Source organism: Aestuariibacter sp. A3R04 (genome assembly GCF_018860805.1).
GTDB lineage: Bacteria > Pseudomonadota > Gammaproteobacteria > Enterobacterales > Alteromonadaceae > Alteromonas.
On the sequence record NZ_JAHKQR010000012.1, the window covers coordinates 103124 to 122917 of the forward strand.

General features: G+C 47.3%; 18 protein-coding genes. 9 read left to right on the forward strand and 9 right to left on the reverse strand.

What is annotated here, in order from left to right:
- Positions 1 to 41 precede the first annotated feature (41 nt).
- The 3 genes from nadE to KO518_RS16865 are packed head-to-tail and all read right to left on the reverse strand — an operon-like array spanning position 42 to position 4031.
- The gene (gene nadE, locus KO518_RS16855) at positions 42 to 2159 is read right to left on the reverse strand and encodes an NAD(+) synthase (RefSeq protein ID WP_216027031.1); all 2118 of its coding nucleotides are present in this window, start codon (positions 2157 to 2159) and stop codon (positions 42 to 44) included.
- An 8-nt stretch (positions 2160 to 2167) separates the two neighbouring features.
- Complete coding sequence (gene pncB, locus KO518_RS16860; RefSeq protein ID WP_216027032.1) at positions 2168 to 3376, reverse strand: nicotinate phosphoribosyltransferase; 1209 nt, start codon at positions 3374 to 3376, stop codon at positions 2168 to 2170.
- Between the two features lie 4 nt (positions 3377 to 3380).
- On the reverse strand, positions 3381 to 4031 hold the full coding sequence (locus tag KO518_RS16865; protein WP_216027033.1) for an isochorismatase family protein: 651 nt from the start codon (positions 4029 to 4031) through the stop codon (positions 3381 to 3383).
- Between the two features lie 181 nt (positions 4032 to 4212).
- Here KO518_RS16865 and KO518_RS16870 point away from each other — a divergent pair, with 181 nt between their 5' ends.
- The 3 genes from KO518_RS16870 to KO518_RS16880 all read left to right on the forward strand — a co-directional run bounded on the left by KO518_RS16870 (position 4213) and on the right by KO518_RS16880 (position 5733).
- Positions 4213 to 4740 carry a nicotinate-nicotinamide nucleotide adenylyltransferase gene (locus KO518_RS16870; protein ID WP_216027034.1) on the forward strand — a complete coding sequence of 176 codons (528 nt, stop codon included), beginning with the start codon at positions 4213 to 4215 and terminating at the stop codon, positions 4738 to 4740.
- Positions 4733 to 5431 carry a hypothetical protein gene (locus tag KO518_RS16875; protein ID WP_216027035.1) on the forward strand — a complete coding sequence of 233 codons (699 nt, stop codon included), beginning with the start codon at positions 4733 to 4735 and terminating at the stop codon, positions 5429 to 5431. Before KO518_RS16870 ends, KO518_RS16875 begins: the two co-directional genes overlap by 8 nt.
- A 119-nt stretch (positions 5432 to 5550) precedes the next feature.
- Positions 5551 to 5733, forward strand: coding sequence for a hypothetical protein (locus tag KO518_RS16880; RefSeq protein ID WP_216027036.1), 183 nt, complete (start codon positions 5551 to 5553; stop codon positions 5731 to 5733).
- Positions 5734 to 5799: 66 nt separating this feature from the next.
- Here the strand turns inward: KO518_RS16880 and KO518_RS16885 are convergent, their stop codons facing one another.
- Both KO518_RS16885 and KO518_RS16890 read right to left on the reverse strand, forming a co-directional pair.
- Positions 5800 to 8787 carry a TonB-dependent receptor gene (locus KO518_RS16885; RefSeq protein WP_216027037.1) on the reverse strand — a complete coding sequence of 996 codons (2988 nt, stop codon included), beginning with the start codon at positions 8785 to 8787 and terminating at the stop codon, positions 5800 to 5802.
- Between the two features lie 895 nt (positions 8788 to 9682).
- Complete coding sequence (locus KO518_RS16890) at positions 9683 to 10039, reverse strand: DUF4870 domain-containing protein (protein WP_216027038.1); 357 nt, start codon at positions 10037 to 10039, stop codon at positions 9683 to 9685.
- 701 nt (positions 10040 to 10740) lie between these two features.
- Between KO518_RS16890 and KO518_RS16895 the strand changes: the two genes are divergently transcribed.
- From KO518_RS16895 to KO518_RS16905, 3 genes are all read left to right on the forward strand, one after another.
- Positions 10741 to 10992 carry a helix-turn-helix transcriptional regulator gene (locus KO518_RS16895; RefSeq protein WP_216027039.1) on the forward strand — a complete coding sequence of 84 codons (252 nt, stop codon included), beginning with the start codon at positions 10741 to 10743 and terminating at the stop codon, positions 10990 to 10992.
- 113 nt (positions 10993 to 11105) lie between these two features.
- Entirely contained in the window at positions 11106 to 11306 is a 201-nt protein-coding gene (locus KO518_RS16900; RefSeq protein WP_216027040.1) for a hypothetical protein, read from the forward strand.
- Positions 11307 to 11378: 72 nt separating this feature from the next.
- Positions 11379 to 12266 (forward strand): RimK family alpha-L-glutamate ligase, encoded by an 888-nt coding sequence (locus KO518_RS16905; RefSeq protein WP_216027041.1) that lies wholly within the window; start codon positions 11379 to 11381, stop codon positions 12264 to 12266.
- Position 12267: 1 nt separating this feature from the next.
- On the opposite strand, the gene KO518_RS16910 is transcribed toward KO518_RS16905, so the two are convergent.
- Together KO518_RS16910 and KO518_RS16915 are read right to left on the reverse strand one after the other, a co-directional pair.
- Positions 12268 to 13356: an alkene reductase gene (locus KO518_RS16910; RefSeq protein WP_216027042.1), complete on the reverse strand. Its 1089-nt coding sequence runs from the start codon at positions 13354 to 13356 to the stop codon at positions 12268 to 12270.
- Between the two features lie 93 nt (positions 13357 to 13449).
- A complete protein-coding gene (locus KO518_RS16915) occupies positions 13450 to 14337 on the reverse strand; it encodes a LysR family transcriptional regulator (RefSeq protein ID WP_216027043.1) in 888 nt (295 codons plus the stop codon).
- 114 nt (positions 14338 to 14451) lie between these two features.
- On the opposite strand from KO518_RS16915, the gene KO518_RS16920 reads away from it, so the two are divergent.
- From KO518_RS16920 to KO518_RS16930, 3 genes are all read left to right on the forward strand, one after another.
- Positions 14452 to 15624 (forward strand): MFS transporter, encoded by a 1173-nt coding sequence (locus KO518_RS16920; protein ID WP_216027044.1) that lies wholly within the window; start codon positions 14452 to 14454, stop codon positions 15622 to 15624.
- A gap of 119 nt (positions 15625 to 15743) precedes the next feature.
- The gene (dkgB, locus tag KO518_RS16925; RefSeq protein ID WP_216027045.1) at positions 15744 to 16556 is read left to right on the forward strand and encodes a 2,5-didehydrogluconate reductase DkgB; all 813 of its coding nucleotides are present in this window, start codon (positions 15744 to 15746) and stop codon (positions 16554 to 16556) included.
- 1 nt (position 16557) lies between these two features.
- Positions 16558 to 17502 (forward strand): alcohol dehydrogenase catalytic domain-containing protein, encoded by a 945-nt coding sequence (locus tag KO518_RS16930; protein ID WP_216027046.1) that lies wholly within the window; start codon positions 16558 to 16560, stop codon positions 17500 to 17502.
- Between the two features lie 207 nt (positions 17503 to 17709).
- On the opposite strand, the gene hslU is transcribed toward KO518_RS16930, so the two are convergent.
- Both hslU and hslV read right to left on the reverse strand, forming a co-directional pair.
- Positions 17710 to 19038, reverse strand: a complete 1329-nt coding sequence (gene hslU / locus KO518_RS16935) for an HslU--HslV peptidase ATPase subunit (protein ID WP_216027047.1) — start codon at positions 19036 to 19038, stop codon at positions 17710 to 17712.
- A gap of 71 nt (positions 19039 to 19109) precedes the next feature.
- Entirely contained in the window at positions 19110 to 19634 is a 525-nt protein-coding gene (hslV, locus tag KO518_RS16940; protein ID WP_216027048.1) for an ATP-dependent protease subunit HslV, read from the reverse strand.
- Between the last annotated feature and the right edge of the window lie 160 nt (positions 19635 to 19794).

Consider the following 19794-nt stretch of genomic DNA (forward strand, 5'->3'; position numbering starts at 1 on the left):
AAGCAGAGCTTCCTTGCTCCACCACGATGCAATTTCTATAACTAGTTGCCTGCTACTTCTTCAACATAATCCCACATTTGCTGCAACTGTTCGGTAAAGCCCGAATTTAACAATGGAAAACGGTGGAAGGTTTTCGGATCGAGAGAGACCTGTTCAATGTGAAAGCCCGCCCGCGTACCGTAGCGTTTCCAAGGATTGCGACAAAACAATTTGAACCAACGTTCCACATAGCCTGCCAGCTGGCGTATATCGTGTTGTTTATCAAAGCCACTTAGCATCAGTTCTACTAAGATACTCTTTGGCCACATTTGCCTGGCCAAATAGCAGTCCATAATAAAGTCACACACCACATATGGCATGAGATCGGCCTCGTCAGTTTGCTCCTCCGGACGCAGTTCTGCGGTAGGCTGTTGTACATTTACCCGATGCATTTCCACAAGCTGATGACGCGCGCTCTTACCATCAACAGATAAGGGTAATCCGGTCTCTTCCAACCATCGGTTTACCTTGCGAATAGTGGTTTTATTGATACCGGCAATAACCGAAATAACACCAGAGGTATCTCCGTCCATGGTGGCGTAACCAAGGGCTGATTCCGACAAATTTGAGGTGGCAATGAGCAGTTTATTTTCCCGGTTGGCCAGCATCCACACACCGGGACTCCGACTACGGGCCTGAATGTTCTGCAAGGCGATATCGTCGCTTTCCCAGCTCAGGGGCTTATCAGGGTATAAGCCGTTGACCAGACGATGGTATTGCTGAACGACAGGTTCGATGTTCCAGTTGTGAAAGGTGGCTCCTATCTCGTCGGCAAGATGCCTGGCAGCGTTAAAAGTAGTATCAGAGGAATTGTCTGTGCCCTGGTACAAACAAATCAGAACCTTGGGCATGGCTTTTTCTTTTAGCCAGGTAATTTTGTCCTCGCCCTGCACTGGCGGCGCTATTTGCCGTTGCAGCCCCTGTGGCAGAGATGCAAGATAATCTGTCATACCCAGTTGCTCTAGCGCCACGAAGTGAGAAACATACACTGATGCCGCGACTAAAGCAGAATCTGCACCGCCAGATAAACTCACCACGTAGCCGTCGGTATGGGTGCGGGTCGTCCAGTCCCAAAGGCCATTTCCAAGGGCATAGCAAATTTCTGTAAAAGCGTAGTCGTCCCCCGACAACCCGGACCAAAACGCCGGTAATTCATCACTGGCAGTATCCACGGTATCATTTTTACGCGCTGCCAGTACGGCGTCATTTGGCAGCGTTAGTGCCAGTTCTATGTTCACTACATTGGTGTCATCAATATCAATGGTTTCGCTGCTGATCACCCGTGAAACCCGGTTTGCACTTATATTTACCAGCGTCTGGTTCATCACCACATCGCGCACATTGAACCTGTCGCCGCGGGAAACTACGTCACCTTCAGACGCAATGACCGACCCACCGTCGAAAATACTGGTGCCATTCTCGGTCCCCGCTAGGTTCGCATACGCATAAACGACCCCAAATGCGCGGGAGCCTTCTTTGATAAATTGCTCTCGGGTAAGGTTTTTCCCCACCGCAAAGTGGGAAGCGCTGGGATTGAGTAACACGTCGACATTTCGATGGTACAAATCACGACCCGGGCGGTTGGCTACCCACGCATCCTCACAAGTTTCGACGCCAATGCGAAGCCCTCCGGCATTCACCACAACATCGCCAAAGGGCACATTAAACGTGGGATGGTTAATCACTTTGCCCCGGGGCCAGGCTTCAAACCACCTGGGCTCGTAGTGCAGGCCATTGCGGGCCAAATACTGCTTACAACTGAAGCCGTGCAGACCTTCTGCACTGATGAATGCAGTGGTGTTGTACACCTGGCCGCCGGGAAACATCACCGGCATTCCCATGGCCACAAGCATATTGTTAGCATGCTCACTCTGATGACTCAGGGCTTGAAAGCCGGCCAGTACATCGTTGAGTGCAGCTTCTGTTGCGTGGTTAAATTCCTGATAGCTAAAGTTGTCCTCACACCCATAGCCAGTTAGCGCCAGTTCCGGCATCAACAATATATTAATATGTGCGTCCATTGCGCGCTCAATGGCGCTTAGAACACGTGACACATTGCCTTTAAAATCGAAGGGGATCTGACGCAGCGCCGCTGTGCCAATTCGGGTGTAGTTTGCCATAGGTAACCTTATGCCCAGTCTACTTCAAATACCTTTTTCAGGTAGCTCACAAAATCAGGATCTTCACAGAGATTTTTCCCCGGCGCATCAGAAATTTTCGCTACCGGCTTACCATTCACACGAACCAGTTTCATTACAATATTCAGCGGTGTAACGCCTTTCACATCGTTCGACAAAAATGTCCCTATGCCAAAAGACGTTTTTATACGGCCGCGAAAATGCAGAAACAACGCCACCATGATTTCAAAATCCAGCCCATCGCTGAAAATGATGGTTTTCGTCATGGGGTCAATGCCCAGGTTCTCATACATGCGAATTGCCTTTTCACCGAATTCTATCGGATCGCCGGAGTCGTGTCTCAGGCCATCGAACAGTTTCGCGAAATAGAGGTCGAAATCCCGAACAAAAGCCTCCATTCCGATGGTATCGGTAAGAGCGTAGCCCAACTGGCCGCGGAACTCTCTCACCCAGGTTTCCAGGGTGTGTTTTTGCGAGTTAATCAATTGCACACCCACCTGCTGAGACAACATAAAGATTTCATGAGCCATGGTGCCAATGGGCAAAATATCGAATTCTTTGGCCAAATGCATATTCGATGTACCCACAAAAAACTCGGGCAGCATATTGCGAAGCATATCAACCACGGTAAATTGTGCTTCGTAACTGAATCGGCGTCGGGTCCCGAATTCAGCTATCTGTAATCCGGTCAGGTCGTGTTTCTGATGCTGATCTTTTAGCCACTGTACTTTTTCAAACAATGGTTGGCGCACATCTTCATATTGCTTATGGGGATAGTTGCGCCGGTTGTACACTTCTGCCACGGTTGAAAGCACCGGCATTTCAAAATTATGCACGTGCATCAGCGGCCCCTTTGCCCGAATAGCCAGCTGTCCGTCTTCTTCGCCAATTTGTAAAAACCGGTTCTGAAACGACCACATTCTCACCCACTCAATGAAGTCTTTGGTATACCAGGGAATGCGTTCAAGCCACTGAATTTGATCGGGCGTAAAGCGCAGCCCGTCAATGTTGGCCAGTTCTTGCTGAATTTCTCCACGATACGGACGTAAATCTACGTCGCTTCGCACCACAAAGCGGTACTCCACGTCTTCTACATATGGATATTGGTGCAAAAAACACTGCCACATATTCATTTTATAAAAGTCATTGTCCAGCGCCGAAAAATTCAAACTGTTTTTAAACAGAGAATTGCGTGACATGGGTTTATTCCTTCGAAGATTGTGCAGCAAGGGCTTTTTTGACATCGTCCAGCGTACTGGCAATGACAACTCCTGATTGATTGAGGGATTCGATTTGTGATGCTACATCGTCTGCTACAATGCCCCTGCACGCATCAAGATGCAGTACCACCCTAAAGTAACCAGACTGTTGTAATTGTCTGGCGGTGGTGGCTACGCAAAAATCGGTGGCCAGACCACCAACAATGACTGTCGATACCTGATTGCAGCGGAGAAACTCAATAAGACCGGTGGACAGCTTTTCCGCCAAATCGTGATAACACGCACCATAAGGGTGTAAATCAGGTGCCACGCCTTTCCATACAAAGAAATCGTACTCAGTAGGTGCCGGTAAGCCGTCGAGCAATTCGAACCCTTTAGTGCCTGGTTTGCAATGCATGATAAACGTGCAATCAGTATTTGGATGTGCAAGGGGCTGAAACTGTGCTTTTGGATCGTCTACGCGAAATAACGCAGCATCACAGTGGGCATCACTTGAACCAACAATATAATCGGCCAGCGCATTTTGTGCCAACAGCGCCGGAACTATTTCATCGCCGCCAGGAACCGGCAATTCGTCAGGGCACAAAGGTGTGAACCCTTTTTGAGGGTCGACATTAACGGATGCAATTTTCATAGCTGGCTCCTTTTATATTAAAGAGTATTCTATCAATACCCTTTAATGTCAAACAAAATTGTATTCAATCATCCACCTAAATAAACATATTTTTTAATTAAAAAGTGACTACAGAACACCAATTGTTGCAGAACAACCATCTAAAGAGTATCTTTAAAATACTCATTAAAAGGAAATCGCAATGAAAGTGGCAGTGTTTGGCTCGGCGTTCAACCCTCCAACCAGAGGGCATCTGGACGCCATTGAATCTGTGTTAGCTCACAATGCGCAGTTCGATCAGGTAGTGCTTATCCCGTCGTTTCACCACGCCTTTGCTAAATCGATGCTGGCCTACACCCACAGGGTGGCCATGCTCGCGAGGTTTGTGGACGACATTAAAGACAGCCGGGTTCACGCCAAACCCATTGAACATACCATTTGCAAAGGTGACACACCGGTTTATACCTACGATGTACTGGCGCACCTGCAACAGTCGGATTTTGCCACAGATGCCCTTACGTTTGTCGTGGGCCCGGATAACCAGGCTAACTGGTCAAAATTTTATAAAGCCAGAGAAATTGATGAAAAATGGGAACGATTGGTCGTGCCAGAGCGCAAACGCATCCGTTCAACACAAGTACGCAACGCCATTGCGAATCGCGAATCGATTAGCCGTTTAGTGACACCAGGCGTGGCGAGTTACATTCAGGAACACCAGCTATATGCCTGATTTAACCCACCCTACCCCGGTTTGTACCGTTGATGCCATCTTGTTTCGGATTTTCAATGCAGAACTTCAGGTTGCCCTTATTCGCCGACCAAGCGACGCCCGTGTGTATGCAAATACCCTGGCGTTGCCCGGTGGTTTTGTACATGTAAATAGCGACCAAAATTTACACGACACCCTGCTGCGTAACCTCAAAGCAAAAGTGGGTCTACACCCTGCATATATTGCTAAACTGGAATTTGAAGGAAACCATTGTCGCGATCCCGAAGGTTGGAGTATTACCTGCCCCTATTTGTGCCTGGTGGATCATTCTGCTCCCTGTCGTCCTCATGTTATCTGGCAATCAGTGTCGTCGTTTTTGGGTGAAACCACGGCGGTAAGCTTGCCGTTCGACCATCAACAACTGATTCAGAAAGCGTTCCAGCGCTTATATCACAGGGCAAAATACAGCACCGAACCCAACTACTTTTTCACCTCGCCCTTTACCTTGTCCGAGCTTCAGGCTGTGTACGAGATTGTACTTGGCAAACCACTGCACAAAAAGAATTTTCGCGATCGTATTGAAGAGAGTATGTCCGTGAAAGAAACAGGACAAAGTAAGATAGTAAAGCGCAGTCGTGCAAAACTCTATACACATACGTACCCCCTTAAGCCACACTTTTTCTCTCGGGTCTTGCAGGGTGCGCATGATTAAGTTGCCTTTCACTTGCCCAGTAATTCATTTTTCAGATTAACCCCATCAGTTTGTTTCACTTCGTTTGTCAGCCTGCATCATCCATACTTGGGCGCAAGTCACTTAAAGGTTTTCCCACAATGTCACAAGTAATACGCATCCCGTTATTGTTTACACTGGCGCTGTTCGCCACCTACGTGATTACTGCTAACCTGGTCATGAGCGGTTTTGCAGCGTTGATGATTTCACTTTTTCAAGGCTGTATGTATTGGGTATTGGCAGACACATTCACCGCTCAAAACGCAGAAAAAAAGCAAGCCTGAAGGCTTGCTTTTGCGGGGACGAACTGGAGATATCAAGCACCACAGATGCCAGATATCAACATGTGTTTAGAACCTGTAACTTGCGCCCAGGGTCAAACGTCGGTCTGTCAAGCCTTGGAAACAAAGCAATGCACCTTCGTTAACACACGACTGTGTCACGTCTGATTTTGTCAGGTTAATAGCTTCAATTCCCACGTTTAACTTATCAGTAACGTCGTAATTGACGCTGGCATTGAGCTGACCGCGATCATGAGTCACAACCGGGAAGCCAAGAGTACTGTTCAGCGTTGCGCCACCTGCGGTATCCAGAGTGCGGAAAGAATCTCTCCAGGTGTATCGCATTCTCGCCGATAAACCAAATTTCTCGTAAAATACCGTCACGTTGTAAGCATTTTCAGAGAAATCTAACAAACCCTGAACACTTTCATAGGTTACAAACTCGCTGTCGTCATACACACCGTTAATGGCATTAAAAATATCCGTACCACGGGTTGCTGAGGTATTTGTTGCGTCACCACCAGAAAATTCCTGAATAGTGTAGTTGGCGGAAATACCAAATCCTGACGCCCAACCTAAGTCATCTTCAAAGCTGGACAGGTCATACTGAACAGCAAATTCAAAACCTTGCTGAGTGGTAGAACCGGAATCGTTAATGATGGTTGAAATGGGCACGCACAATCCGTTTCCATCTACATCCGATAGCACGTTGCGATCGGGTAACGGGTTAAAAATACCACCGCCTTCACACGGCGGCGTGATGTCGCGATAGCCGTTGCCATCCACTTCAGCATCTTCTATCTGGGTTACAAAAAGATTGGTTCTCTTCTTGTGGAAGTAACCAGCACTAACAACGGCAGCTTCTGCGAAATACCACTCAACCCCGATGTCGAAGGACGTCACTTCCTCTGGTTCTAAGCCTGGGTTACCAATATTTACCGCAGTGTTGGGGCCGGTACCAAATGAAACTGAGGTAGACAAGTCGTTAAAGTCCGGGCGGCGGATATCCTTACCCCAACCCAAACGCACAAGTACGTCATCATGAGGATTTGCAACAATGTTGATACGCGGAAGCAGATAGTCGTAGTCACCAGATGTAACTACCTCAGTCACTTCACCATCGGCAACCGAGTTACCCAAGGAATCGATATCTGTTTGCAGGTAGCGTGCACCAAAGTTACCGCGGAACATTCCGTACTCAAAGTTAGCCTGCGCATAGAGTGCATGAGTTGTCTCTTCAATATCAAAGAATGCACTTGAGCTCACGGTAGCAGCGTCCAATGGGTCGGAACCGCCGTGCTCTTCGACTGCTTGTTGTAAAATCGCAAACGTACCATCGGGATCGTTGAACGATCTGTCTGGGTCCACAAGGAGGAAATTTCTAAATGCCAGCTCACGCCCATCAGCTGAGCCAAAATTATCCGGGCCTGCCACTAGCAACTCAGCAAACAATGAACCGTTAGGGCTATTCGCCATACGACTCTGCCCCCACGACGAACCAACGTCATTGAAGGTACTTGAGGTTTTATTGTAGCGATAGCCAAAATCTACCGACGTAATATGTTCAAAGTCGAAAAAGTAGGTGAAATCAGCTCTAAACGCATCTTCTGAATTTTCTGTCGTGTCACGTCCTACCGTTACCGCATCCAGCACTACATTATTTGGATCCAGCAAATCAGCGACAGACGGGGCATATGCCGAATCGAAGTTAACGCCAAATGCCAGTGAACCGCCAGTTAGGTCATAGGCGAAAGGTACACAGTTGTCGTTACTGGTAGCATCTAAGGGGCAATTAGGGTTGATGAAATTCAGTGTTGTACTTAAATTCGGATTCACCGTATCTGAGGTCGACGTTGCAATTTCTACACTGGCGAACAAGTTATCCCCCTGCCACTCTCCACCTAAACGGAAAATTTTGCTATCCGTAATACGTGCACCTGTGTCACTGGAGAAGCGCAGGTTAGGGTCATCGTCGTCCACGCCCAGATTAGGTTCAATGGTGCCCTGTGTAGCCACAGCGATGCTGCCTAAATCCACGCCGTCTAAGCTGCCAAAATTCACCGTTTCAAATGCAGTGGGAACATTGTAGTTCAATACTGCGCTTACACCGGAGCCTTGAACACGAGAACTGTCCTGACGGCGTTCCTGGTCATTTAAGATAGCATCAAAATAGAATTTGGTATTTTCTGTTGGCGCCCACTCAAAACTCGCCGCCAGGTTTTTTGTTTCGTATTCATAATTTTCTAATTCCTGGTTCAGGAACTGAACACCCACAAAATCAAACTCTTGCGCCGCCGGAGCAACACTTTGCAACTCACCGCCGCGATACACATCTGCATTGACATTCTCCACCAGGCCACCATCGCGGTCTACACGTGGGCGAAACGAAGTTGCTTCCTGTTCTGTATAACTACCACTGATAACAAAACCAAACTTGCCGTTGTCGGTTTCCCAGTTCTTGCCAAATGCACCGGAAATACGAGGCTGAGCGCCATCTGTCGTCAGACTGGAATCTTCTGCCTGAACACGGATATTGCCCAAGGTATCGGTAAGTTCAAGCGGGCGAATGGTGCGCAGGTTTACCGTACCGCCCACTGAGCCTTCGATGGTTTTAGCCTCGGGAGATTTCGTTACTTCAACAGCAGCAATAATTGAGGCGTTAACATCTTCAAAACTGATACCACCGCGGCCCGACCCCGAACCCACTGTAGACACACCATTAATTTCAGTGCGGTTTGCATTGGTACCACGGATCTGGACACCTGTACCTACGCCAGCAGTCCGAGTGATTTGAATACCCGTTACATTCTCGAGCACTTCGGCGAGATTTTGATCAGGCAATTTACCAATGTCGACGGCTTGGATAACTTCAATAAGGTTGTCTGAAGAGCGCTTCTCTGCCAGAGCACTTGTTAACGATTGTCTGATGCCCGACACCTCGATAACTTCTACATCTGCATTTTCGTCTTGCAGTTCCTGGGCATTTAGTGATATTGCGGTGCTAAGCGTAGTAGCAGATAGCACTGCGAGGGTGATTTTTGAAAATTTGTGTCCCATATTTTTGCCTTTAAGTTTTCTCTGGTCATAAATCACTACCGCAAACGTAACCCGTTTTTTAGCAGTACAACGAATGCAAACCTCACCGCATTTAACATCACCGACACGGTATTTTACATTTCATTTACCACAAGACTACAACGAATTACCAAAAGGTCAACCATTTGGTAAAAATATTTTGCAAAAATAAGCCTCAACCAAACTTACCAAATGATATTTTTGGTAATCACAACAACGAAAAGATTTTTGTAGAACACTAAAAGATACCGTTAACTAATTGTAATCATTAAAATTATACATACAACATGGTAATAAAACAGGCGATTGGCTTGAGAATACACGCTTATTATTTAGCTAATGAATACTTCATGTTCACAAAAGAAATGATCAAATATGTATAAAAACGCAACAAATTGGTCAACCAATATGACTAAAAAATGGGTTTAATAATACGAACAGAGCAAATAGTGGTTTCAACTTGTATTATTGGTCTGGACTGCGGATATAAGACGCCAATTAACTGCAGTTTCACAAATTGAGTATGGACACTCATGGATAATTCGCAAACGCACCGGCGAAGTATTTATCAATACAAGGCAACCTAAAGCAGAAATTGAAAAGTAAACACTCGCAAAGAAACGCTCAGCATGTGCTTTTTCAACACAAAAAAAAGCCGACATGGTAGTCGGCTTGTTTTAAAACATATGAAATACAATCAGATCACTTTGCCCACTTCCTGCGTAGCCCTAATATAACTAAGCCAAGCGCCAACGCTATATTTACCTATTTGCTGCATCTTTATGTTCTTTTAAGTGACAGGCATTTTGTAGATTTAACAAAACGGTCCTATCGCCCACAGAGCGACAGAACCGACTTGCGATGAATTACCAGAAGACTATTTGATAAACTTGAAACTAAGAGGATAAGGCCACAATACGCCTTCGTTTGCTTTCAACGCTGCCATAATGATGAAAACAAGGCTGGTGATACCAAGAGCAACAAACAACAACGCACCAATTACAATAAAAGTGAGGATAAAGCAAATAACGGCGTAGATAATCACGCTTATTAACCAGTTTAATATAACCTTTCCATGGGCATCGATGCGCTCAGACTGCTCTCTATTTGTTGCCCACATAACAATAGGCAACACTAAGCCGGCTCCTGGCACTAAAAAGCCAGCAAGTTGACTAAGGTGCATAAGCATTAGAAACGTTTTTTCTTCCATTCCCCAGGGCTTAAACTCATCCATTTTTCTCGATCCTTGTTGTTCAGTTATGGGTTAAAAATACCTGTATCGATATTACTTATATCATTAACTTTTACATCTGGCTATGCCACTGTACTTGCTTATGAAAAGCTTTGAACGGTTTTTCACTGCTACAGAAAGCACCCAAACAGAAGGGTGGAAAGTGCTAAAACCACCTGGTCAGGTCTGGATGTCTCACCCGATGGTTAATACATGGTCTTCGACATGCCCGGCGATCTGTACAAAGTTGACATGACAGGCAGCGCGGCGACGCCACTCACGCAAGATTCTGCCCGAGCGAGCATTCCCGGGCATGCCTTATACACTCAAGCCGCTGACACTGCCGCAACGGGCAATAGTTCAATCCCATTGTTACTGAACAAATAACAAACCGCTTCTATACGTATCAACAGAATTTGTGTCACTCACAGGACATATATGTCGGTAAAAGGACATATTGTTCTATATTTCACGCATTTATAGACAATGACACAACAAATGAAGCTGCGTCTCACTTTTTTTCTACAGTAGTGATTGTCAGCTGGACGCTGATTTTGTCGACAGGCCCCCGAGGATAAAAAACGGAGGTGTCAGGGACGTGATGCCAGGGATTTTTTCGCCAGCACGGAAGGGGTAAGCGGCGGGCCTGTCGCATTTTACTTCACGGAAAAACTGGTTCATTCCACTACATCAAGGAAATCGACATGGAAAAAAACGACAAGCCAATGAGTGAGCGTTTAAGTCAGCTTTCTCGCCGGGAACTTCAGGTTGCTTATAAAATTATGGAGGGTTTGCCAAACAAACGCATTGCCTCCCAGCTATTCATAAGTGAACGCACGGTTAAGTTTCACTGTGCAAATATTTATCGCAAGCTGGACATTCGAAACCGCACCAGTCTGATGGCCAGCTACTACAGAGAATTTCATCAGCCTGGCGGACACGTATTTCTGAAATAACCGGCCTTTGAGCCAGCTTACACTGCTATGAGAAGCAACTAGAGTATAACGTGAAGCCTGTGTCATAACGCACTGACAGGGCAGGGAAACCACTAACTTTCAAGGAGAACACGATGCAAAACACAACCCGTTACACCGCACAATTAAATGAGAAACGCCTACTTAGTGCCAGTGAGGTAGCCCAGGTGTCAGGTGGCTTGCGCCCTACGCCACTTGCCACCAGGTTATCACCGTTACCCATTCGCCCACCGGTTTTCTACACCATGGCCCTGGGTGAAAATGGCGGTGACTATCCTGAAGAAGCCATATTCTAACTCTCGTTGACCCCTTGCCGCCTGGTGTGCTGTTGCACCAGCGGCTTTTTGCGTTTAACAGGAAGCAACATCATGCTAACCCTTTGTCTTGGCGATGGCAATGACCCGCAAATTCGCCACCTCATCATGATGCTGAACGATATGCATCACGATGCACTAGTTCTAAATACCTCGGCCCAGCCACCGCTGCTCAGTGTATCTCACTGGCCGGGCACGCTGGCGCTTTCCCTTGTGCTTGACGATATTAGGTTAGATCTAGAGCAAATAGGCGCGTTTTATTGGCAGCGTTTTTTCCCGCCGCCCAGTGTGGACAGCGCCTCCTTAAAAAATCAAATTAGTGCGCTATCTGGTTTCTTCCACTACGCACCACACCGCTGGTATAACACGCTGGATGCGATTCGCTTCCACCAGGCTAAGCCTGTTCAGCTTCAGGAAGTACAACAACTCGGCGTAACCATTCCAAACACACTTATTTCCAACTGCCCACGTGATATAACGCCGTTTTTCCAGGAGGTAAAGAAAGTTGCGGTTAAGCCGGTTTTTGGCGGCTGTCATACTCAACTCGTTACCTCCTTAAACGAATTGCCATGCTTTAATGAGAAAAATACACTTCCTCTGACGTATCAACACTACATTGAAGGAGACGATGTTCGCACTTTCGTTATCGATGAGGATGCATTTAGCGGGATCATCTATTCCGAGGTGGCAGATTACCGCACAGACACAACAGCCATTGCCGAGCGAATTCCCACCCCTGAAATAATCAAACAGCAGAGCATGGCTATTTGCCAACAATTGGGAATGAAATGGTGCGCCATTGATTGGCGAAGAACACAGAATGGCGAATTTGTTTTTCTGGAGGCGAACCCCTGCCCCCAGTTTCTAAAATTCGAGCACGACACACAACACCCCATTTCAGAGGCACTGTGCACTGCATTAACGTCTGTCGCCAGCAGCTAGTTCAGCCCGCAGCGGGGTAATCAGTGTAACCTCGCTGCCCGCCCCCAAACAGAGTATCAGGATCGTGCTGGGCCAGTGGAATGTCCTTTGCCAGTCGTGCGGGCAAATCGGGGTTGGCCACAAATGGCCGTCCAAAGCCGATCATGTCAGCCCAGCCCTGCTCTAACGCTATTTTCGCGCGATCTGCTGTATATTTCCCAGCGTAAATTACAATACCATCAAATGCATCTCGAATAGCTTGCTTAAACTCAAGTGGCATATCAGGCGCATCATCCCAATCTGCCTCAGCGATGTGAACATAACCCACCTTCAGTGAATTCAGTGTCCGAACAGCTTCCACATAGGTGAGTTCGGGATTTTCATCCACCGCACCGTTGAGCGTCGTCAACGGTGCAAGCCTAACTCCCACCGAATCACTGTCGAATACTGTGCATACAGCCGCCACAACTTCTTGTAAGAAACGCAGGCGATTTTCCACGCTGCCTCCGTATTCATCTGTACGATTGTTCGCCTTTGAATCTAAAAATTGATTTATCAGATAACCATTGGCTGCATGCAGTTCAATACCATCAAACCCGGCCTCTTTCGCACACAAAGCCGCGTGTCGGTATTCTTCAACAACGTCTTTTATCTCTGCAATTTCCAACGCCCTTGGCATGGAAGACTGCACAAAACCCGGCGAATTATTATCGTCGATAAAGACTTTGACACCTTCAGCCTGAAGGGCTGAGGATGACACAGGCTGCTTCCCACCCGTGTTACTTTCATGGGAGACCCGGCCTACGTGCCACAGCTGGGCAAACATTACCCCACCTTTTGCGTGCACAGCGTCTGTGACTTTTTTCCAACCTGCTACCTGAGCCCGTGTGTAAATACCCGGGGTCCACGCGTAGCCTTTGCCCAATTCACTGATTTGTGTACCTTCACTCACGATCAGGCCAGCACTGGCACGCTGGGCGTAATACTTTGCCATGAGCTCATTGGCTATATCCCCAGGCTGGGTAGAACGAGAGCGGGTCATTGGGGGCATAACAATGCGATTTTTTAACGTTTTTCCCGCCAGTTTCACAGTGGTAAATAATGGATTCATAGAACCTCCTGTATTTTGATACATCTAGGCTATCGCACTTTATTGACACCATTAAGTACAACAAATGAAAAACACTTTTGTCATATTTGCAAATTAGAGGACTAAGCGGGGCTCTATATAATCAAGAAAGGCTAGAATCCGCGATGAGACCGCGCTATTGCGATAATACACCGCCTGCACCGATTCTCTTCGATTAGGGCTTAAAATATGATTGTTAAGCACACTGACCAAACGGCCTGCTTCGAGATCATCTTTCACCATGAAGTAAGACAGCAATGCCACTCCCTGACCTGCCAGGCACAACTGGCGCACCGTTTCACCACTTGATGCACTAATGGCAAAACGCAATTGCAGCGCACTTTTTAACGGCCAGGTGTTCAAGTGAGGAGCGTCACTAAATCCAATCAAGCGCTGTTGGGTAAGCGTGAGGATATTCTCATCAATGGGATGTTGGGCGAGATACTGCGGACTGACAACAATGTGTAATTTACTGCTTCCCAGTCGGCGGGCATGCAGGTTGGAGTCACTTAAATCACCAATACGAATTGCAATATCAGTTTTGTGTTCCAGCAAATCGATAATGCTGTCGTGACTGGTGAGTTCCAGGGTAATATCAGGATAAGCCTTGCAAAAACCGTCAATAAGTGGCGTGAGTTGATGGAATACAAAGGGACTGGCAGCATCCACCCGCAATTTACCCGAGGGAGTCCGCCCCAACAGCCGCAAAGATTCTTCCCCTTTTTCCAAGATGTTCAGGCCATCACGTGCATAATCTAAAAACAATTCCCCTTCTTCTGTTAACTCGAGCCTTCGGGTAGTTCTATTGAGTAATGTCACATTTAGCGTTTGCTCCAAACGTGAAACGGCACGGGATACTTTAGCCACCTGCTGTTCCAGCAACGCCGCAGCAGCAGAGAAGCTCCCCGTATCGACAACAGTAACAAAGGCTTCGAGATCTTCGGTTTTCGAATTAACTGGCATGCTATTGCCTTTACAATTTCCGCAAAAGTATTTTGTCACTACTGCTATTTTTTGCAATTAAATTTGCACTCAGAATACGTTTCACATTGTCACCACCATGAATGAGGAACTGCAATGCCTATTGCATTATTTGCTTTAACACTAAGTGCCTTTGCTATTGGCACCACAGAATTTGTCATTGTTGGCCTAGTGCCCACTATTGCTGAAGATCTAAACGTTACCCTTCCCAGTGCTGGTTTACTGGTTAGCTTGTACGCCCTTGGCGTGGCTGTAGGCGCCCCGGTACTCACAGCGCTAACCGGACGCTGGAAACGCAAGCACGTGTTACTTAGCCTGATGGCACTATTCGTTGGAGGCAACATGCTCGCCTGGCAAGCCCCTGGCTATGAAAGTCTGATTGCAGCCAGGGTCTTAACAGGTCTGGCCCACGGCGTGTTTTTCTCCATTGGTTCAACCATTGCTACTAGCCTGGTGAGTAAAGAGAAGGAAGCCAGCGCCATCGCAATTATGTTTACAGGTTTAACGGTGGCACTCGTCACTGGTGTGCCGCTGGGTACCTGGATTGGCCAAAGCTTTGGTTGGCGCGCTACATTCCTGGTAGTGTCGGGCTTGGGCCTTATTGCGCTAATTGGCAGTGCATTGCTGGTGCCAGGTGATCTGAAACAAAGCCGCCCGGCACAACTGAAAGAACAATTCGCGGTGTTGGTCCAACCCCGCTTAGTATTGGTTTACCTGATGACCATACTCGGCTATGGGGGTACTTTCACAGCCTTTACCTATCTCGCTCCTATCCTGCAGAAAGAATCCGGTTTCGCGCCATCGGCTATCAGTGTAATCATGCTGATTTACGGTATATCTGTTGCGGTGGGCAATATTTATGGTGGTAAACTGGCCGATAGAAAAGGACCTATTCGCGCACTAACCCTTATTTTTAGTGCACTGGCCGTTATTCTATTCGCATTGACGTTTACCATGGGGTCAAAAATTGGTGCTGTGATAACCGTATTGATATGGGGCGCTTTTGCCTTTGGCAATGTACCGGGTTTACAAGTTTATGTAGTTAAGCTAGCGGAGCGTTTTACCCCTAACGCCGTTGATGTCGCCTCAGGCCTAAATATAGCAGCTTTTAACATTGGCATTGCCGTGGGTTCCATTTTGGGCGGTGCCATTGTAGAAGGAATGAGCCTCAAGGACACAGCATGGGTTGGTGCTCTCATCTCAGTGGCCGCACTTTTGGCAACGCGCTATAGCGGCTACCTTGATAAGCGCAACCAGGCCACATGTTAAGACGTGCTGGAATCTATCACATAGGCTTCCATTTCAGGCGCAACACCATGCCGGTGGAATGGGTACCCAAGCACATCGGCAAACACATATTGCTAATTTTTATTCAATAGGAAACCACCATGTCTCAAACAATTATACCTAAGTTAGGTGTCGGCACATTTAGACTTGAAGACGATGCCGCCTATCAAAGCGTAACGATGGCTCTCGAAGAGGGCTATCGTCATATTGATACGGCTCAAATCTACGGCAATGAAGAAGCAGTCGGTCGGGCAATTAAAGACGCAGATATTCCCCGAGATGAGTTATTTGTCACCACCAAAGTATGGAACGACAACCTAAACCAACGTAACTTTCTTCCCAGTGTGAAAGAAAGCCTTAAAAAGCTGCAACTTGAGTATGTCGATCTGCTACTTGTGCACTGGCCCAGTCCACCGAAAGGAGAAAGTATGAATACATATCTGAAGGAATTGGCAAACGCGAAAGAAGCAGGAATGACCAAAGAGATAGGAGTCTCAAACTTTACCATAGCGCAGTTGGAAGAAGCCCTGGATGTTCTACCGAAAGGTTCGCTTTTCAACCACCAGATTGAAGTACATCCTTATCTGACTAACGAAAAAGTACGTGCATACTGTAAAAAACACGGTATTACTGTAACAGGCTACATGCCTTTCGCTGTTGGTAAAGTACTGAAAGACAAAACAATTCTTTCTATCGCTGAAGCCCACGGAGCAAGTGCTGCAGAAGTGGTTGTCGCATGGGAATTAGCCCATGGTCTCATCACTATTCCGTCTTCTACGAAACGCAAAAACCTCGCCACAAATTTAAAATCGCTGGGGTTAACGCTTAGTGCAGCAGACATTGCTCAAATAGATGCTCTTCATTGCGGCGATCGTCAGGCGACACCCGACTTTGCCCCTGAATGGGACAAGTAAAATGAGCCAGTCATCGACACAAGCCTGGCAATTTAGCGCTGCAGGTCAACCACTGTATTTGTCAGATAAAGAACTGCCCGCGCCAGGCCCAGGCCAAATATTAGTTGCCAATGAAGCAATTGGCGTGAATCCGGTCGACTGGAAGTTTATCGACAACAATCCTATTAACTGGTGTGCCGGGCACACACCTGGGGTAGATGGGGCTGGGATCGTACGTGCTACCGGGGAAGGTGTAGACGAGACCCTCGTAGGGCAAACCGTAGCATACCATCACAACCTTGCTGAAAACGGTAGCTTCGCCAAACACACTATACTGTACCCAGAGCGAGTACTTCGGGTGCCAGATGGACTATCTGCGGTAGTGGCCGCTGCCCTGCCCTGTCCGCTGCTCACCGCTTGGCTTGCATTCAGCAAGATCCCGACGCTGGAAGGTGCCTCAGTACTGGTAACCGGTATGGGTGCAGTTAACAAATTGCTGGTGCAAATACTCAAGACGCATGGTTTTAATGTTCATGTACTGTCGGGGAGTTTGACAGCGAAACAAGCTAAAACCCTGGGGGTTACAAAGATATTCCGCAACTTTCCCACCCAGGGTAACTATTTCGCGTTATTTGATGCCAACGGACCGGACGTAGCCAAAGCGCTGATGCCTCTGCTACAATCAAATGGTCACGTGGTCAGCATTTTGGGGCGTATAGAGCGCCCTGTGGATGCACCGTTCACCCGAACTATTTCCTATCACGAAGTTGCGCTTGGCGCGCTGCACACCTATGGTGACCGGTACCAATGGGACCGCCTTGTCATTGACGGTGAAGCGCTGCTAGAAAAGATCGTCGAAGCTCAAATTCGCATTGAAGCCCCTGCTGTGTTTTCGTTCAACGCACTCAACGATGCACTAAAGTTCTCAAAAACTCAAAAACAAAAAGCAGTGGTAGTTGTGAACTAACGACAGTGCGAATAAACCGAAGTGCCCAGCAGGTGATAAAGGCTTGCCGGCGCTTGTTCGATTAAGTTAAAGGCGGGAAAACATGAGGTGGATTTGCGACGAAGCCCTCTGCCGCAGGAGTGCGGCAGAGGAGCCTCCAAGGATGGACACGGCGCGCTTTAAAGCGAATTCACCGCCTGCTTTCCAATAGTGAGCGACGAACGTTACCTATAGAATAAAACGACTTAGATCTTCGTTATCTACCAGTGTTTCGAGATGTGCATCAACATATGCAGCATCGATAGTGAAGGTTTCACCAGACTTTTCAGAAGCATCGAAGGAAATGTCTTCCATTAGGCGCTCCAGCACAGTGTGTAAACGCCTTGCGCCGATATTTTCCAAACGCTCATTCACTTGCCAGGCAGCTTCTGCAATCCGCTGTATACCCGATTCGTCAAAATCGATGGTCACTCCTTCGGTGGCCATCAGTGCGCGATACTGCTCCGTCAGTGACGCGTTAGGCTCGGTAAGAATGCGCTTGAAATCTTCTACTTTCAGGGCTGACAACTCTACACGAATGGGCAAACGACCTTGCAACTCGGGAATAAGATCGGACGGTTTGCTCATTTGGAACGCACCTGACGCAATAAACAAAATATGATCTGTTTTAATCATACCGTGTTTCGTCGACACCGTTGAGCCCTCAACCAGTGGCAAGAGATCACGCTGAACCCCTTCACGGGATACATCGGCAGATGTGTTTCCTTCACGTTTACAAATTTTGTCAATTTCGTCGATAAACACGATACCATTTTGTTCTACCGCTTCGATTGCGCGATCTTTGAGGTCTTCCTGATTGACCAATCTAGCTGCTTCTTCTTCAATCAGCAGTTTCATCGCCTCTTTAATTTTTAACTTTTTCTTTTTCTTTTGTGAGCCTGACATATTCTGGAACATTGATTGAAGCTGATTCGTCATGTCTTCCATGCCCGGCGGAGCCATTATTTCTACGCCCATTTGAGGCAAGGCTACGTCAATTTCAATTTCTTTGTCGTCTAGCTTACCTTCGCGCAGTTTTTTGCGAAAATTCTGACGGGTGCCGCGATCTTCGACCTCTTCTTTCTTACCCCAGACGTCCTCTGGCGGCGGCAACAAGGCATCGAGAATGCGTTCTTCCGCCGCTTCTTCCGCGCGGAACTTAACTTTAGCCATTTCCCGCTCTTTGGTCATTTTAACCGAGATATCTGCCAAATCGCGGATGATAGTCTCCACTTCTTTACCCACATACCCCACTTCTGTGAACTTTGTGGCCTCAACTTTTATAAACGGAGCCTGAGCTAACTTGGCCAGACGACGGGCTATTTCTGTTTTACCAACCCCTGTGGGACCGATCATCAGAATGTTCTTTGGTGTAACTTCCTGACGCAACTCTTCGGGCAATTGCATGCGACGCCAGCGATTTCTCAACGCAATAGACACAGCGCGTTTCGCGCCTTGCTGTCCAATAATATGGCGGTCGAGCTCATGAACAATTTCTCTGGGTGTCATTTCAGACATAATTAAACCTTTTCTCACTAATGCTGCCTCGGCAGCTATCAACTGCATTGGCGAATTTGCAACGCAACCGATTAATAATCCAGTACTTCTACAGTTTGATGGTGATTGGTGTAAACACAAATATCACCAGCAATCGTTAAGCTCTTTTCAGCGATGTCTGTGGCAGACAGTTCCGTATTGGCGAGCAATGCAGTAGCCGCTGCCTGAGCGTAAGCACCACCGGAACCGATAGCAATTAAATCATTTTCAGGCTGTACTACATCACCGTTCCCGGTAATGATAAAAGAAGCAGTTTCGTCAGCAACGGCAAGCAATGCTTCAAGCTTCCTCAACATGCGGTCCGTACGCCAGTCTTTGGCAAGTTCAACCGCAGCACGGGTTAAATGCCCCTGGTGAATTTCCAGTTTCGATTCAAACCGTTCGAACAACGTGAAAGCATCAGCTGTACCACCCGCGAATCCAGCCAGTACTTTATTGTTATAAAGCCGACGAACTTTTTTCGCGTTCCCTTTCATTACAGTGTTACCCAGTGAAACCTGTCCATCACCGGCAATCACCACCTGATTGTCACGTCTTACAGATACAATAGTAGTCACAATGTTTCCCCGTTTGTGGGTGTTATACGCAAAAGCGTACTATTTAACTTAATGACTCAATAAGTGGGGGAAAACCACTTTTTTTCAAGGGGTGAACTTACTGCCGGGTTTCCACCAAAAGGTCCACGGCGTGTTTAGCTCAGGTAAGCTGTAATCGCCG